The sequence below is a fragment of the Mangrovimonas sp. sgz306409 genome (assembly GCF_059735265.1).
Genome location: NZ_JCAPEU010000004.1, coordinates 313718 through 329961, shown reverse-complemented (window position 1 = coordinate 329961; position 16244 = coordinate 313718). Strand labels below are relative to the sequence as shown.

Genomic DNA, 16244 nt, shown 5'->3' with positions numbered 1-16244 from the left:
TAAAATATTGTAAGGGAATGACTAAGGCTTTGCAAACATTAGAAGCGCAGTTGGATGGCGAATTGTATTATGACGATTTAATGAAAGCCATGTATGCCACCGATGCTTCGGTGTATAGAATGTTACCTTTGGCCGTGGCTTATCCAAAATCTGAAAAGGATATTCAAGCTCTTATTAGTTTTGCAAGCAGCAATAACACTTCCTTGATTCCGCGTACAGCAGGGACTTCTTTGGCTGGGCAATGTGTGGGGCCAGGGATTGTTGTGGATGTCTCGAAATATTTTACAAAGATTCTAAATATCAATGAAAAGGAACGTACCGTAACTGTGCAGCCGGGAGTGGTTAGGGACGCCTTAAACAACTATCTAAAACCTTTTGATCTCTTCTTTTCTCCCAACACGTCCACATCCAATCGTTGTATGATTGGAGGAATGGTTGGGAACAATTCTTCGGGATCGACTTCCATTAAATATGGAGTCACTAGGGATAAGGTGTTGGCTGTAAAAACCATTCTGAGTGATGGAAATACGGTGCTATTTGAATCGATTTCAAGCGAAGAGTTTCATGAAAAGATGAAGCAGCAGGATGTAGAAGGACATATTTACAAGACGATTTATGAAGAATTGGAATCAAAAGAAGTCCAGGAGAGAATCATTTCCACTTATCCCAAACCAGAAATTCACAGAAGAAATACTGGCTATGCCATAGATGAATTGCTGAAATCTGAAATTTTTTCGGAAACTGAGACATCTTTTAATATGTGTAAGCTTTTGGCGGGCAGTGAAGGGACTTTGGCTTTTTCAACAGAAATCACCTTGCAACTTGATGTCTTACCACCTACAGAAAGCATCATGATAGCGCTTCATTTTACTTCAATAGCCGACTGTATGAAGGCTGTTGTACCAGTAATGAAGCACGATTTGTACAGTTGCGAAATGATGGATAAAACCATTCTGGATTTGACCAAGCACAACAAAACACAGCAACAAAACAGGCAGTTTATAGAAGGAGATCCAGAGGCTATTTTGATGTGCGAAGTGAGGGCAAACAGTAAAACGGAAGTAGAGGAAATGATTTCACGTTTGTTGAAAGATATTGAAGTACAAACCAAAAGTTATGCAAATGCCTTATTATATGGGAATGAGATGGATAAGGCCATTGAATTGCGCAAAGCGGGATTAGGACTATTAGGGAATATGGTTGGCGATAAAAAGTCGGCTGCTTGTATTGAGGATACAGCTGTCGCACTGGAAGATTTGGATGCCTATATCAGCGAGTTCACAAAGTTAATGGAAGGGTATGACCAAAAGGCCATTTATTATGCGCATGCCGGTGCTGGAGAGTTGCATTTGCGTCCCATTTTGAATTTGAAATTAAGTGACGATGTATTGCTGTTTCGAAAAATCACGACTGATGTGGCCCATTTAGTGAAAAAATACAATGGAGCCATGAGTGGGGAGCACGGCGAAGGGATTGTGAGAGGGGAGTTTATACCATTCATGATTGGTGATGAGAATTATCAAATTCTCAAACGTATCAAAACAGCTTTTGATCCTAAGGGCATATTCAATCCGGGAAAGATAGTAGAAGCATTTCCGATGGACCAATCTTTGCGATATGTTGCGGATAGAAAGGAACCAGAAATAGAAACCTTTTTGGATTTTTCGGAGTCCCAAGGTATTCTCCGTGAGGCCGAAAAATGTAACGGTTCGGGCGATTGTAGAAAACTGCCTGAATTTGGAGGGACCATGTGCCCAAGTTATCGGGCAACCCAAAATGAAAAGGATACCACAAGAGCCAGAGCAAATACCTTAAGGGAATTTTTAACCAATAGCGAAAAGCCAAATAGATTTAACCATGAGGAATTAAAAGAGGTTTTCGATTTGTGTTTAAGCTGTAAGGCTTGTGCCAGTGAATGCCCGAGTAGTGTGGATATGGCACGTTTGAAAGCGGAGTACTTATATCAGTACCAAAAAGAAAACGGCATCTCTTGGCGTACCAAATTGTTCGCCTACAATAATGCCCTGAACAGGTTTGGTAGTCTGTCCCCACGACTTACTAACTTCATGTTTTCTAACAAAACAATCGCTTCTGCGTTGAAAAATATTATGCAGGTAGCTCGAGAAAGAACACTTCCTTTGATTTCATCTAAGAGTTTAAGTGATGTTTTTAAATCAGTGCAATATCAATTAATTGAATACAATCCTGTAAAAACAATTTATCTTTTTAATGATGAATTTGTTAACTATTTAGACACCAGTATAGGTGTTGATTTTCTGGAATTGATGAAGCGCCTTAATTACCAAGTCATTGTTTTGGAGAATGTAGAATCTGGAAGGAGTTTTCTATCTAAAGGATTGTTGGAGCAAGCCAAGGCAGTAGCTAATAAGAATGTGGAATTGTTCAAAAGTAAAATCTCAAAAGAAACGCCTTTGGTAGGTGTCGAACCTTCCGCAATTTTAACTTTTAGGGACGAATATCTTACGTTGGCAGATGATAGGGAAGCAGCCAAATCTATTGCGGCCAACACATTTTTGTTTGAGGAATTCTTTCAGAATGAAATCAATTTAGGAAACATTAAAAAAGAGCAGTTTACCCATGAGCCCAAGACCATTAAATTTCACGGACATTGTCACCAAAAGGCCTTGAGCAATCAAAAATCTAGTTTTGATGTACTCAATTTTCCTAAAAACTATAAGGTTACCGTAATCCCTAGTGGTTGTTGCGGGATGGCGGGAAGTTTTGGTTATGAAAAGGAACATTATGAAGTGAGCATGAATATTGGTGAGCAAACTTTATTTCCTGCCGTTAGAAATGCTGAGAAGGATGTAATTATCTCTGCTAACGGAACAAGTTGTAGGCACCAGATAAAAGATGGAACTTCGGTAGAGGCCTTACATCCCATCACAGTTTTGAGACAGGCTTTGGTATAAATTATAGTTTGGAATGTTGGTCTACTATAGTGATTGCGGCAATTAAATCCTTTACTTCCATGTCCTTGATATCTTCATCGGCATAGAAGGGTGATAGTTTGTCTTTACTATAACTGTAGACTTTCCAGCGTTTGAATTGGTATTCCAAGGCTGTGAAGTTTTCCACCCAATCCCCAGAATTCAGGTACATGGTTTTTCCGTATTTATTCTCTTTAATCACCATTTTGGGTTGGTGAATGTGGCCGCAAATTACATAGTCGTAGCCATTTTCAATAGCAAGGTCAGAAGCCACTTGTTCAAAGTCACTAATGTATTTTACGGCGCGCTTTACGCTGTTTTTGATTTTTTTGGACAAGGAGTATTTTTCTTTTCCTAATTTCTCCAAAAGCCAATTGCTTAGACGGTTCAGTAAAATCAATAAATCATAACCATATCCGCCCAATTTGGCCAACCATTTGGCGTTCTGAATAGAGACATCAAACACATCTCCATGGAAAATCCAAGCCTTTTTGCCGTCCAATTCCAAAACGGCTTTGTCTACTATAGATATATTCCCAATGCTCATGTCGCTAAATTTACGCAGCATTTCGTCATGGTTGCCCGTAACATAGATGATTTCCACACCATCGGCAGACATGTCCATAATTTTCTTGATAACTCTTAAGTGGGATTTTGGAAAGTATCGTTTACTAAATTGCCAAATATCTATAATGTCGCCATTCAAAATGAGTTTTTTAGGTTGAATGCTGTTTAAATAGGTCAATAATTGTTTGGCATGACATCCATAGGTTCCTAGATGGACATCAGAGATTACGGCGATTTCTACTTTTCTTTTAATTTTCAAGAGTTTATCAGATTGATTAGTACAAATAACTCTTTTCTTTATTACTTAAAGATTAACATGTAATTAATTAACCGTGAGCATTCTGTTAAGATATTGTTATGTAGGAATGAATAAAATAAGAGCTTTGTGGGTTTACATTTTTGATTCTCTGAGAATACAATTACATTAGCATAAAATAATAGTAGTATGGCAGGAAACTCCTTTGGAACGTTATTTAAACTCACCACTTTTGGGGAGTCGCATGGTATTGCAATTGGGGGAATTATTGATGGTTGTCCTCCAGGAATTCAATTGGATTTTGAGGCAATTCAACAGGAATTGGACAGAAGAAAACCTGGCCAATCAGACATTGTTACCCAACGTAAGGAACCAGATACTGTGGAATTTTTATCGGGTATTTTTGAAGGTGTTACTACAGGAACGCCTATTGGTTTTACCATTCACAATACCAATCAAAAGTCGAAGGATTACAGCCATATTAAGGATGTGTACCGTCCGAGCCATGCCGATTACACCTATCAACAGAAATATGGCACCAGAGACTATCGTGGAGGCGGAAGAAGCTCTGCTCGTGAAACAGCGTCACGGGTCGTTGCAGGTGCTATTGCTAAACAGGTCCTTGGTGAAATTACAATAAACGCTTATACCTCTTCGGTTGGTGATATTTATTTGGAACAGCCTTACCAAGCACTTGATTTTTCCAAAACGGAAAGCAATGCAGTGCGTTGTCCAGATGCTGAAGTGGCTGAGCAAATGATTGCCAGAATCAAGGAAATTAGAAAAGAAGGAGATACCATAGGAGGAACGGTAACTTGTGTGATTCACAATGTGCCTGTTGGCTTGGGAGAACCTGTATTTGATAAACTTCACGCCGAATTGGGTAAAGCCATGTTGTCCATTAATGCTGTTAAAGGATTTGAATATGGAAGTGGGTTTTGCGGAACCAAAATGAAAGGAAGTGAGCATAATGATTTGTTCAATTCTGATGGTTCTACCAAAACAAACCTCTCGGGAGGTATTCAAGGAGGGATCAGTAATGGTATGGATATCTATTTTAGGGTGGCCTTTAAACCTGTGGCAACAGTAATGCAAAAGCATGAAGCGTTGAATGCAGAAGGAGAGATTGTAGAAATGCAGGGGAAAGGACGTCATGATCCTTGTGTGGTGCCAAGGGCAATACCAATTGTGGAGGCTATGGCTGCCTTGGTTTTGGCAGATTTTATGTTGCTCAATAAATCTTATCAATAATAAAAGAACAATGATTCTATGAAGAAACTGGCATTGCATTGGCAAATAATTTTGGGAATGGTTTTAGGGGTAGTCTTTGCCCTAGTAATGGCTAAATTTGAATGGGGCAGTGGCTTCATTACCGATTGGATCAAACCCTTTGGAACCATTTTTATCAATTTGCTAAAGCTCATTGCAGTGCCTTTAATTTTGGCTTCATTGATTAAAGGTGTCTCCGATTTAAAGGACGTTTCAAAGTTGTCCAAAATGGGTGGTCGCACCATTGGGTTGTATATTTTTACCACAGTCATCGCTGTTTCTATTGGGCTTTTGGTGGTGAATTTCATAAAACCGGGGGCTTCCATTACAGAGGCGACGCGAATGGAACTTGTTGAGAGTTATAAAGGCGATGCCGATTCCAAAATTGCTGCTGCTGAAAAGCAGAAAAATGCGGGCCCTTTGCAAGCCTTGGAAGATATTGTACCTAGTAATATTTTCAATGCCGCTAGTGATAATGGCAATATGCTTCAAGTGATTTTCTTTGCTATTATTTTTGGTATAGGCCTTATTCTGATTCCTGAGGAAAAAGCACAACCTGTCAAATTATTCTTCGATAGTTTTAACGAAGTCATTCTAAAACTCATTGATTTGATTATGTTATTTGCGCCTTTTGGTGTATTTGCACTTTTGGCTGCTTTAGTGGTAGAATCTCCTAGCACCGATTTGTTTGCGGCTTTGGGATGGTATGCGTTCTGTGTGGTTTTGGGTTTATTGCTCATGATGGTGGTATATGTGATTTTGGTATACTTATTCACAAAAAAATCGCCACTTTTCTTCCTAAACGGAATTGCTCCAGCTCAGTTATTGGGGTTTTCAACCAGTAGTAGTGCGGCAACTCTTCCTGTTACCATGGAACGGGTTGAAGAGCATTTAGGTGTGGAAGAAGAGGTGACTAGTTTTGTCTTGCCTATTGGAGCTACCATTAACATGGATGGTACCAGTTTGTACCAAGCTGTTGCCGCTGTTTTTATCGCTCAAGCCTTTGGTATGGAATTAAGTTTTGGGGTGCAATTGGGGATTATTGCTACGGCTACTTTGGCTTCCATAGGAAGTGCGGCAGTGCCTGGAGCAGGTATGGTAATGCTGGTGATTGTTTTGGCTCAGGCAGGAATTCCTGAAGCTGGTTTAGCATTGATTTTTGCAGTGGACAGACCCTTGGACATGTGTCGCACTACAGTAAATGTGACTGGGGATGCCGCGGTTTCCATGATTGTTGCCAAATCGGTTGGAAAACTTGGGGAGCCTCATGTAAGGAATTGGGACGATAACTACACCAAGCAACAAACATCAATGTAATTGTAATTATGAAACCTATTGTAATACCTAGCCCTTTGGTGTCTGCTAAATGGATAAATGCTCATTTGGAAGCGCCTAATTTGGTTGTTTTGGACGCAACCATTCCAAAAGCTGTGGCAGCCGATTCTATAGAGGAATCAGGAGTGCAGATTCCTCAAGCGCGATTTTTTGATTTGAAACAGAAATTCAGTGATGCATCTGGGGAATTTCCAAATACCTTTCCATCGGAAGCGCAGTTTGTTTTGGAAGCCCAAAACTTGGGAATCAACAACGATAGTGCGATTGTAGTCTATGACGATCAAGGAATCTATTCAAGTGCAAGGGCATGGTGGCTTTTTAAAGCTTTTGGATATGACAATGTAGCCGTATTGGACGGCGGACTTCCAGAATGGATCAATTCTGGTTTTATGGTGGAGCCTAAGGTAGCTTATACGGGCGTTAAAGGGAATTTTACAGGAAGTTACCATCCAAGATACATGAAGTTTTTTCAGGATATGTTGAAGGAATCCAGAGAAGGTACTCAAACAATCATTGATGCCCGTTCGGAAAGTAGATTCAAAGGCTTGGAAGTGGAGCCAAGAGCAGGTTTACGAAGTGGTTCTATTCCTAATTCTGTGAATTTACCATATACAGACTTGCTAGAAAATGGAGTTTTTAAAGATGTAGAATCCTTGAAAAATCTATTTTCTACTTTAGCCAAACCTGAAGATGGCATTACGTTTTCCTGTGGATCAGGCATTACGGCCTGTATTTTGGCTTTGGGCGCGGAACTGTCTGGATATGATAATATTTCGGTATATGATGGCTCTTGGACGGAATGGGGTTCATTAACCGAAGCTTAATTTCCAGCTTTCAAAATCCAGTCTAAATTTTGATAAAAAAGAAATCCCAACACGATAGTTCTAGCAGTTTTTTTGCTACCCAAGGGAGATTAGACACGTCTCTCTTGGGAACTTAAGAGGTTCCTGCCTAACGGAAGACGGGCTTAAGTTGATGTAATCGTGCTGGGATTTTGGGGATTTTTATAGATTGACTTGCCTGTATTTTGGATATTTTACGGAGAATGAAAATTTGAAAGTATCTGTAGCGCCAGGAGCAAGTACCGTTTTCCATTCCATCAAACCTTTTTCATCATTGTACTGAGAGGTGCCGGTTTCGATGTCCTCAACTTTAATATCCTTGTTTTGACTGATTGGAATACGGTCCATGATCACAATATCGATAGGAGTCTGTTTGTTGTTTTTTAGTTCCAATTCATACATTTTGTTGATAATCCTATTGTTCCCTATAAAATTGGTCTTTTTAAAATCATTCACTTGATTTCGTTTCACCACCACGTTAGGATCAACCCCAAGGGATACGGTTAAGGTATCTGTAGTAGTTTGAGGGTTGATATTGGTTTTCCCTGAGTAACTGCCTTCAAAATAGACATTCGCTTCTGCAGGCAATAAGTTGTACTGTTCCCAATTGCCAATTTTGGCGGTTAGGAAAACATTTTCATTTAAGATAGGTGCCGCATAATAGGAATAGCTTGCAGGAATCGAGAATTTATCAATTTCAATAACAGTGATGTCTCCATTGGAGGGCATACTGTAGGCCTTTTGGATTTCGAAACGCTTGTTGGTGACACCTTCTTCAATGATTTCTCCCGTAGCGGTAAGTTTTTTTGTAGAAATCAAAATGACGCCATCTGAAGCTCTGCTTCCATAGAGTCCTGAAGCCTCATTGCCTTTTAAGATTTCAACAGAACCAATACTATTTGGTGAAATATTTTCAAATTCCTTTTTGGAGACAGGGACTCCGTCAAGTACATATAACGGTTCACTATAATTTGAGATTGAATTAATACCTCTGATGTTTACATTTAGGCCGGCAACTTTGCCTTCTATGGTACTAACTGCTCCCGTGTATGAAACATCATCAAAATTTTCGGCATCCATCATGGCCTGTACTTTGTTTTGATAACCAGGAGTATTATCAGATTTTGGTTGAACTCCATAACCAACAACCACGACTTCCTCAAGGGCTGCAACATCTTCTTCCAAGGCTACATTCATAATGCTGGAATGAATAGGGAGTTCTTCCGTCATCATACTTACAAAGGAAAATACAAGCTCTTTGCCTCCAGTGGTTCGCAGGGTATATTTACCATCAAAATCGGTTTGTACGCCATTGTTGGTTCCTTTTTCCATAACATTTACGCCTGGTAGAGGTAATCCATCAGCCGCTGAAGTTACAATACCAGATACGGTTTGTACCATTGGGTTGTATTTGTAATTATAGCTTTTTGTGGCCCGTGTTCTTTCGTAATGACTGTTTCGGGATATAAAGTTTAGGTATTTAGGATCTAGATCTGGTTTTTCGTTGTTGGTGTTGGGGTCACTGGTGGAAAGCATCACTTTTATATCGTTCCAATCTACACCCGTGTTTTGGTATACATGTGCTTTATATTGCATGTCGATGGGAGCATTGATACTGTTCGCTTTTAAATCGTAAGTAGGAAACCATCCAGCATTGCTGACATTGTATTTCAAGGTAATATTAAGTGTGGATGGTTTAGCGGTGTTGAATTTCACTTTGATTTCCCCAGTCTGAACTTTTTCTTCAACATTATATTCTTGAAGCTGTTTTCTAATGTCTGCAATGTTGTCTTCGTAATCCCTTTTCTTTTTGTAAGACTCATATATCAAGGTATTCACTTCGGTAATTCGCTGTCTGTAATATGAGGCAAATTGCTTTAGTTTTTCCAAAGAAACCACTTGCGTGTCACTACCCAAGTGACGGTTTTGTTGAATGATAGACAATTCTTCTTTATACCCAGCAATTAAATCATCTTCAAATTGAATTTGATCCAAAATGGATTTTATTTGCTCCTGAAGGGCTTCTATTTCTTTGGTTTTTGGTTGTTTGGAAAGATAGTTGATCCCATAGTTGATTGAGAGAATAGAGGCGCTTTGCAAGCCTGAAACTTGAATGCTACTTTCCTGAATATAAGGGGAAAGTTTGGAAAAGGTATATTCAGAAGTTCCAAGAGGTAAGTTTACAGTGGCAGTTCTGGTTATTTGGGCACCATCAAGGTAGACGGTGACTTCCTTTAACGAAGACTCTGTTTCGTTTGTGTTTGCAAAGCAAACAGCTGTAAGGAAAAGAAAAAAGATAACGTATGATTTCATGATTGTAGTTTTAAAGTGTCATAAAACTATCATGGAATAGGAAAGTAAGAAAAAGGAAATGAGTTAAGGCTACAATTTGTTTAGTGAAATGGTTTTTTCGATGAGTTAAATGGTTGACGTTTGTGTAAGAAATGGTTGTTTATGGAGGATATTTGCATTTTTAATATGTTAATCATTTTTTTTTGCTACTAAACGATAATTTTAACAAAAAAGAGTTGGAATATGTAATTTTAAAATGGTTAAAGAATAATGCCTTATTACTCAAGAGGTTGGTTGTAAGCATTATTAAAAAGCAATTTATAGAGTTAAATTAGTTTTTAATTAGTTGTTAATTGTTAAAAAAGGTCTTGATGAATTTCAAGACCTTTTTTATTGAATATTAAATAACAAATTGCCTTGTCATTTAAGCGCTTTTGCTATTTCCTCTGTGTATTTCTCGGCATTTTTAGTGACACTCTCTGGGTCTTCAATTTTGGTAGTAACCACCGCAACTAATTGCTTACCATCAGGTTGGTCAAGGTCATAAGCCACAGTTTCTAAAATAAAAGTTTTTTGGGTAACAGTTGTGGAGGTCATTGGTGTATAACTTCCATAGGTGGAGTAGGACATAGGGTGCATATAGTACCCATAAAAGCCTCCATAATACCCAGGATAGTAGCTTGGATAAGTCGCTCCTGCATAGTAACCTCCATCTGTGTAGGTTTTTGAGGCCTCTTGGTAGTCTTTAATCACTGTTAAAACAACAGCATTATAGCCTTCATTTTTTAGAAAGGTTTTGAAATTTTCAAGCTCCACTTCGGTGTGCTTTTCTTCCAATTTAATGGTGGATGGTAGCACAGAATAGCTAGGAGTGGCTTTTGTTCCATTGCTGATAAGTTTGTCTGCAATATCGCGTTCAAAAGCGATTCGCGCCTGATTATTATCTGTTCTGGCAATGACCAAAACATTGTTGTCCTTGATTTGCGCTACATTATCAGATTTCCAAGAATCCAACACTTTGATACTACTTGAGCAGCCCGTAACAACAATAAACAACATTAAAACCGAAAAGATTTTTAAGGTATTTTTCATAAGAAGTTAAAAATGGATTAATAATATGGTTCTGGTGCCACCAGAATGTAAAATTTAGGTGGTAATTAAAATTACAATAAAATTTTAATAATCAGTAAATTATGAGGGTAATGTGCGAATTTTATTAATCCAAATTTTCGCTAATCAAGAAATTTTGAGGAGAGTTCTGGTGTGGGGATCATGCACGATTCTTTTTTGCCAAACCATTTATAGCGATTTTTGGCTATAAAATCGTATACCCAATTTCTAATGAAAGTTGGTACAATCAAAAAAATGCTCATAATGGATATTGGAAATCCTAATTTTGAGGCAATTTTAAGAGCTGCAGTCGATTTGTAGTATATTTTGTTGTTCGGTGTGTGCAGTAAAATGGAGTCTATTTTGGTTGTGTCTATACCGTGATTTTCAATAACGGATTTTCCAATGTCGCTCTGCAAAGCTGCAAATACAAACTTATTCTGTTTGTCATGTTTGATGACATATTGTATGGAAGTGTTGCAGAGATTGCAAACTCCATCAAACAGAATCAATTCCTTATTTGCTGGCAATGTTATCATTTTTGTCTTTGGACAAGTTCCAACTGGTCAATATTTACAGTCGTGGTAAAGATACCATAGTTTACGGTAGCCTTGTTTTTTTCTATTTTATCAATACTTCCAACGGCTTTTCCGTCTTGCATTCTCACGCGGTCGCCAATTTTTAAAGCAACTTTTGGTTTCGCTGGTTGTTGGGCAGCTTTTTCCTTGGCTACTTTTTTCTTTTGTCGGATTTCTTCAACCTTTTTTTCTGCTTCCTGCTTTACTTTTTGCTCTTTGGCTTTTTGTTCTTTTTTCTTTTTGGCCGAAACCTTTTTACGCTTGGAGTTTTCTATTTGCACCAATTTGAACAATTCGTCCATAAGTTGGCGCTTCTTTTTGTTCTCAAAATAAGCTTCGGACAATTCATTTACTTTTTGACCTAAATAAATTAAACGTTGGTTGCTGTCGTATAATTCTTGATAGCTCTCCAGTTTCTTCTGGATTTTGGAATTGATTTCTTCCAATCGTTCCGCTTCATTTTGCTTTTTCTGCTCGTTGACCTTTAAGGACCTTTCGGTTTTTTCCAGTTTAGAACGTTCCTTTTGAAGTTTGGCAATGGTTTGGTCGAACCTTACTTTACCGCGTTCAATTTTCTTCTTCGCTCGATTGATCAAACTGTACGGGATTCCATTTTTTTGGGCAACTTCAAAAGTAAAGGAGCTTCCTGCTTGTCCCAATACCAATTTAAACATGGGCTCCAAACTCTTTTCATCGAACATCATATTGGCGTTTTGCATGTATGCCAATTCATTGGCCAATATTTTTAGATTGGAGTAGTGGGTTGTGATAATTCCGTAAGCTTCCCGATGGTAGAACTCTTCCAAGAATGTTTCAGCCAAAGCCCCTCCCAATTCAGGGTCACTTCCTGTTCCAAATTCATCAATCAAAAACAAGGTGCTGTGATTGCATTTCTTTAGGAAGTAATTCATTTGCTTCAACCTATAACTGTAGGTACTTAAATGATTCTCTATGGATTGATTGTCTCCAATATCGGTGAGGATTCTGTCAAACAAACAAAGAGAACTGCGTTCATGCACAGGGATAAGCATCCCGCTTTGGAGCATAACCTGAAGGATTCCAATAGTTTTCAATGTGATACTTTTTCCTCCGGCATTAGGTCCTGAAATTACTATAATCCTATTTTCAGAATTAAGTTCAATGCTTTGCGGAAATGTTTTTAGGCCTTTTTTCTTGTTTGAAAGCAACAATAGGGGATGGAAGGCATCTCTAACCGTGTAAGTTTTGGTATCATTTATTTCAGGCAAAACAGCATTCATAGATTGAGCGTATTTTGCTTTAGCAAAAACAACGTCCATTTTTACAAGAAAGGCTTGATATTGCTTCAGTAAGTCTACAAAGGGTCTGGTAAATTCCGTAAGGGCTTTTAAAATGCGCTCTATTTCTTCTTTTTCATCAAATTCCAAATTATTGAGTTCCCGAACATGATGAAAGGTCGCTTCCGGTTGGATATAAATGATGCTTCCTGTTTTGCTGGTTCCCAAAATACTGCCTTTTATCTTTCGGCGGTACATGGCCTTAACAGCCAAAACCCGTTTGTTTTCAATGACACTTTCTCTAATGTCATCCAAAAAGTCCTGACTGGCATAGGCGTTTAGCGCCGTAACAAAACTTTGGTTTATTTTTCCCCTAATCAAATTAATGGCTTGCCTTATTTCGTAAAGGTGTTCGCTGGCGCCATCCTTAATATCTCCAAATCGATCAACAATCGTGTTTATTTTATCGATAAGAATTTTGGTAATTTCAATGGAAGCAGCATTTTTACTAAGACTTGGGTAGTAATCCTCGAACTTCTTTAAAAACGTCAATATTTCGTTTGTGGTCACAGAGATATTTACAATTTTTTTGAAGCCATAAGGATCCAAAAAAGCCCCTTCCAAATTCAAAAATTGAAGCTCTTTTGCAATGGAATCGAAACCATGATTAGGAATACGGTTTTCATTATAAAAGGAGGACAAATATTCGTTGGTGAAACCTAATTCCATGTGTAAAGTCTCCTTATTTGGAAACGGCACAATTTTTAAGGTTTCAGTTTTGCCTAAATCCGTAATACAATGTTCAGATACTTGTGAGAGCACAACGTTGAACTCTATATCCTGTAATGTTTTTTTATGAATGTTTATCATGGAATTCCTGTAATAAAAAGGGCAGACGAAACTATCTAAATTTTATAAGAAAGCAAAGTTACGTATTATGTTTTAAAAGCGGTTGCATGTTTTGAGGTGAATTGTTTTCTCAGTAATTGAATTTTAAATGCTTAGATTTGAGAATAAATTCACAGGCATGAAAATCAGGACACTTTTATTGCTATTTGCTATTGGGATTTTGACTATTCAATGTCAAAAGAACTACAATGATTATGCTGAATTTGAAGCAAAGCCTTCCTATATCTTACAAATGAATGAGGAACAGCGTCCATATTTTGAAGCTTACGATAAGGCTTTGAAATTGTGGGGGACGAATTATGAAGAACTTTATGTGCCAACCAGTTTTGGTATGGCCCATGTAATCGTAAGCGGTCCAAAAAATGGTGAGCCGACTGTTTTGTTGCATGGAATGAATGCCAGTGCCACCAGTTGGTATCCCAATGCTAAAGCTTTGTCTAAAAATCATCGTGTGTTTGCAATTGATTTACTCATTGAACCAGGAAAATCTGATTTGACGAGAGAGGTGAAGGACATTGAATCGATTGTGTCTTGGTATTTTGAGATTTTTGAAAAGTTGCAACTAGAGAGGTTCAATATTATTGGAGCCTCTCGAGGTGGTTGGCTTTCGGTGAAAATAGCTTTACATGACCAAACTAAAATTAAGAAAATGGTTCTATTAAGTCCTGCTCAGACTTTTAAATGGATTCAGCCCAGCACAGGCTTGTTGGCGAATATTATATATGCCTTATCTCCAGAAAAAAAGCGTTTGGAGAATGTTTTGGAATCGATGTCGGCTAATGTGAAGAAAATAGACCAAACTTATGTCGATCAATATTTCTTGGGGAGTCAATTGGATTCTATCAATAGGTTTGTAGTGGATATGAAACCCTATTCCAAAGAAGAGTTACATTCCTTGGGAATGCCTATTTTAGTGTTGATTGGCGATGATGATTTGATAAATAACGAAAAAAGTTTAGAGGTTGCCAAGGAAAATATTCCTCATATTGACGCTGAAATTATTCCAAATGCAGGTCATTTTTTATCCATTGACCAAGCAGAAATGGTGAACACCAAAATATTGGAATTTTTGGATTCAGGGTCTGAAGAAAAATAAAATATATTACCCAAAATTAAGGAAAGACATTACATGGACGTACAATTTGAGCCTACTTGGAAAGCGTATTTAGAAGAAGAATTTAGTAAACCTTATTTTGAAAATTTAACCGAGTTTGTAAAAAACGAATATTGTCAACACATCTGTTTCCCTCCAGAAAGGCAAATATTTTCAGCCTTTGAATGGTGTCCCATTGAAAACATAAAAGTGGTTATTATTGGGCAGGATCCCTACCATGGACCAAAACAAGCCAACGGCCTTTGTTTTTCAGTAACCGATGGTATTTCACATCCACCGTCCTTAATCAATATTTTCAAGGAAATTGAAACCGATCTTGGTGTGCCATATCCTGTTTCGGGTAACTTGGAACGATGGGCACAACAAGGGGTACTGCTTTTAAATGCTACTTTAACGGTAAGGGCGCATGAAGCGGGCAGCCATCAAAATAAAGGCTGGGAAACCTTTACGGACCAGGTCATAAAGTGCATTAGTGAACAAAAAGAGAATGTTGTGTTTTTACTTTGGGGCGGTTATGCCAAAAAGAAAATCAAACTTATAGATCAATCCAAACACCACGTATTAATTTCTGGACATCCATCTCCATTAAGTGCCAACAGAGGGTATTGGTTTGGAAATAAGCACTTCAGTAAAACTAACTTGCTGCTCGAGAAAGCTGGACAGGAGCCGATTGAGTGGTAACTTTTTTCTTTACTACCGGTATTGGTTTAACTTCCTTTTGAGATGTTTTTTTAGTGGTTTTGTTGCAACTAAAAAAGAGTAGCGCAAAATTTAATGCGACTAAAAAAGCAAGAATATATACAATGGTTAAAAACATAGGTTGGTGGTTGGGTCAATTCTAACGTAAAATTAGGGCTTTATTTTCATATAAACCCCAATTTAATGTTGATTATATATCGTTAACTTCTAATTAACTTTAGAAACGAGTTCTTCATAGTCAACTTTGGAGTTAATAATGTTTAAATCAAATAGCTCGTTTTGAACGACTTCAACAGTTTCCTTGTCCAGATTTTCTTGTGACCATTCGGTTAAGCTTAACCATTCCTGAACATCTTCCAATTTTTGGTCATATCTTTTGGAAATAGTTTGGTCTATATTTGGAATGTCTTTAAAACCTTTGGTGGTATTATTAACGATTTCTAAAATGGTTTTAACCGTATCTGGGTTCGTTTCCAAAAATTCATTTCTTACCGCAATCACAAAACAGGGCCAAGGTGTTGGGCAATTGCCAACCCTTCTAAAAATACCGTTGTCTACAATGGGTTTGGTAGTGAATTTCTCCCACATAAAATAATCGGCTACATTGTTGGTGAGTCCTTCTATTGCACCATCCAAATTGTCTATAACTTCAAACTCTAAATCCGTTTCAGGGTTCCAACCATTATTTTGCGCATTGATGTAGGCCATTAAATGAGAACCAGAGCCAAAACGACTAATGGCAGCTCTAGTCCCTTTGAGGTCCTCGATAGTTTGGTATTGGGAATCATGAGCCACATGAATTCCCCAAATAAGTGGCGATGCTACAAAGGTTTGTACTATTTTACTCGGGTTGCCTTCAATAATATCCTTAATGATGCCTTCCGTCAAAATTACGGCCAAATCAATTTCTCCTTCACGCAAGGCATTGCACATTTCACCTGTGCCGCCAAAATAATCCTTCCATCTTAGATTGATGCCTGCATCCTTATATTCTCCATTTTTCAAAGTCAAATACCAAGCTAAATTGAAATGTTCCGGTACTCCACCTATTTTTACGGTCTTCATC

12 protein-coding genes are annotated in these 16244 nt (G+C 38.0%); 6 read left to right on the top strand and 6 right to left on the bottom strand.

Annotated features, from left to right (window positions below):
- Positions 1 to 17 precede the first annotated feature (17 nt).
- On the top strand, positions 18 to 2933 hold the full coding sequence (locus AC6I5C_RS09370) for an FAD-binding and (Fe-S)-binding domain-containing protein (protein WP_497904927.1): 2916 nt from the start codon (positions 18 to 20) through the stop codon (positions 2931 to 2933).
- Position 2934: 1 nt separating this feature from the next.
- On the opposite strand, the gene AC6I5C_RS09365 is transcribed toward AC6I5C_RS09370, so the two are convergent.
- A complete protein-coding gene (locus AC6I5C_RS09365; RefSeq protein WP_497904926.1) occupies positions 2935 to 3777 on the bottom strand; it encodes a UDP-2,3-diacylglucosamine diphosphatase in 843 nt (280 codons plus the stop codon).
- Positions 3778 to 3963: 186 nt separating this feature from the next.
- Here AC6I5C_RS09365 and aroC point away from each other — a divergent pair, with 186 nt between their 5' ends.
- From aroC to AC6I5C_RS09350, 3 genes are read left to right on the top strand one after another with little or no spacing between them, the layout of a single operon-like run.
- Entirely contained in the window at positions 3964 to 5025 is a 1062-nt protein-coding gene (aroC, locus tag AC6I5C_RS09360) for a chorismate synthase (RefSeq protein ID WP_497904925.1), read from the top strand.
- An 18-nt stretch (positions 5026 to 5043) separates the two neighbouring features.
- Positions 5044 to 6360, top strand: coding sequence for a dicarboxylate/amino acid:cation symporter (locus tag AC6I5C_RS09355; protein ID WP_497904924.1), 1317 nt, complete (start codon positions 5044 to 5046; stop codon positions 6358 to 6360).
- A gap of 8 nt (positions 6361 to 6368) precedes the next feature.
- Positions 6369 to 7202 carry a sulfurtransferase gene (locus AC6I5C_RS09350; RefSeq protein WP_497904923.1) on the top strand — a complete coding sequence of 278 codons (834 nt, stop codon included), beginning with the start codon at positions 6369 to 6371 and terminating at the stop codon, positions 7200 to 7202.
- A 180-nt stretch (positions 7203 to 7382) separates the two neighbouring features.
- On the opposite strand, the gene AC6I5C_RS09345 is transcribed toward AC6I5C_RS09350, so the two are convergent.
- The 4 genes from AC6I5C_RS09345 to AC6I5C_RS09330 all read right to left on the bottom strand — a co-directional run bounded on the left by AC6I5C_RS09345 (position 7383) and on the right by AC6I5C_RS09330 (position 13326).
- Entirely contained in the window at positions 7383 to 9533 is a 2151-nt protein-coding gene (locus AC6I5C_RS09345) for a DUF4139 domain-containing protein (protein ID WP_497904922.1), read from the bottom strand.
- A gap of 399 nt (positions 9534 to 9932) precedes the next feature.
- Complete coding sequence (locus AC6I5C_RS09340; protein ID WP_497904921.1) at positions 9933 to 10604, bottom strand: hypothetical protein; 672 nt, start codon at positions 10602 to 10604, stop codon at positions 9933 to 9935.
- 140 nt (positions 10605 to 10744) lie between these two features.
- Positions 10745 to 11161 carry a thiol-disulfide oxidoreductase DCC family protein gene (locus AC6I5C_RS09335; protein WP_497904920.1) on the bottom strand — a complete coding sequence of 139 codons (417 nt, stop codon included), beginning with the start codon at positions 11159 to 11161 and terminating at the stop codon, positions 10745 to 10747.
- Positions 11158 to 13326, bottom strand: a complete 2169-nt coding sequence (locus tag AC6I5C_RS09330) for an endonuclease MutS2 (RefSeq protein WP_497904919.1) — start codon at positions 13324 to 13326, stop codon at positions 11158 to 11160. The genes AC6I5C_RS09335 and AC6I5C_RS09330 overlap by 4 nt, the downstream gene beginning before the upstream one ends.
- Positions 13327 to 13483: 157 nt before the next feature.
- On the opposite strand from AC6I5C_RS09330, the gene AC6I5C_RS09325 reads away from it, so the two are divergent.
- Both AC6I5C_RS09325 and ung read left to right on the top strand, forming a co-directional pair.
- Positions 13484 to 14461, top strand: a complete 978-nt coding sequence (locus tag AC6I5C_RS09325; protein ID WP_497904918.1) for an alpha/beta fold hydrolase — start codon at positions 13484 to 13486, stop codon at positions 14459 to 14461.
- 33 nt (positions 14462 to 14494) lie between these two features.
- Positions 14495 to 15160 carry a uracil-DNA glycosylase gene (gene ung / locus AC6I5C_RS09320; protein WP_497904917.1) on the top strand — a complete coding sequence of 222 codons (666 nt, stop codon included), beginning with the start codon at positions 14495 to 14497 and terminating at the stop codon, positions 15158 to 15160.
- A 225-nt stretch (positions 15161 to 15385) separates the two neighbouring features.
- Here ung and AC6I5C_RS09315 read toward each other — a convergent pair whose 3' ends face one another.
- Positions 15386 to 16243 carry a substrate-binding domain-containing protein gene (locus tag AC6I5C_RS09315; RefSeq protein WP_497904916.1) on the bottom strand — a complete coding sequence of 286 codons (858 nt, stop codon included), beginning with the start codon at positions 16241 to 16243 and terminating at the stop codon, positions 15386 to 15388.
- Between the last annotated feature and the right edge of the window lies 1 nt (position 16244).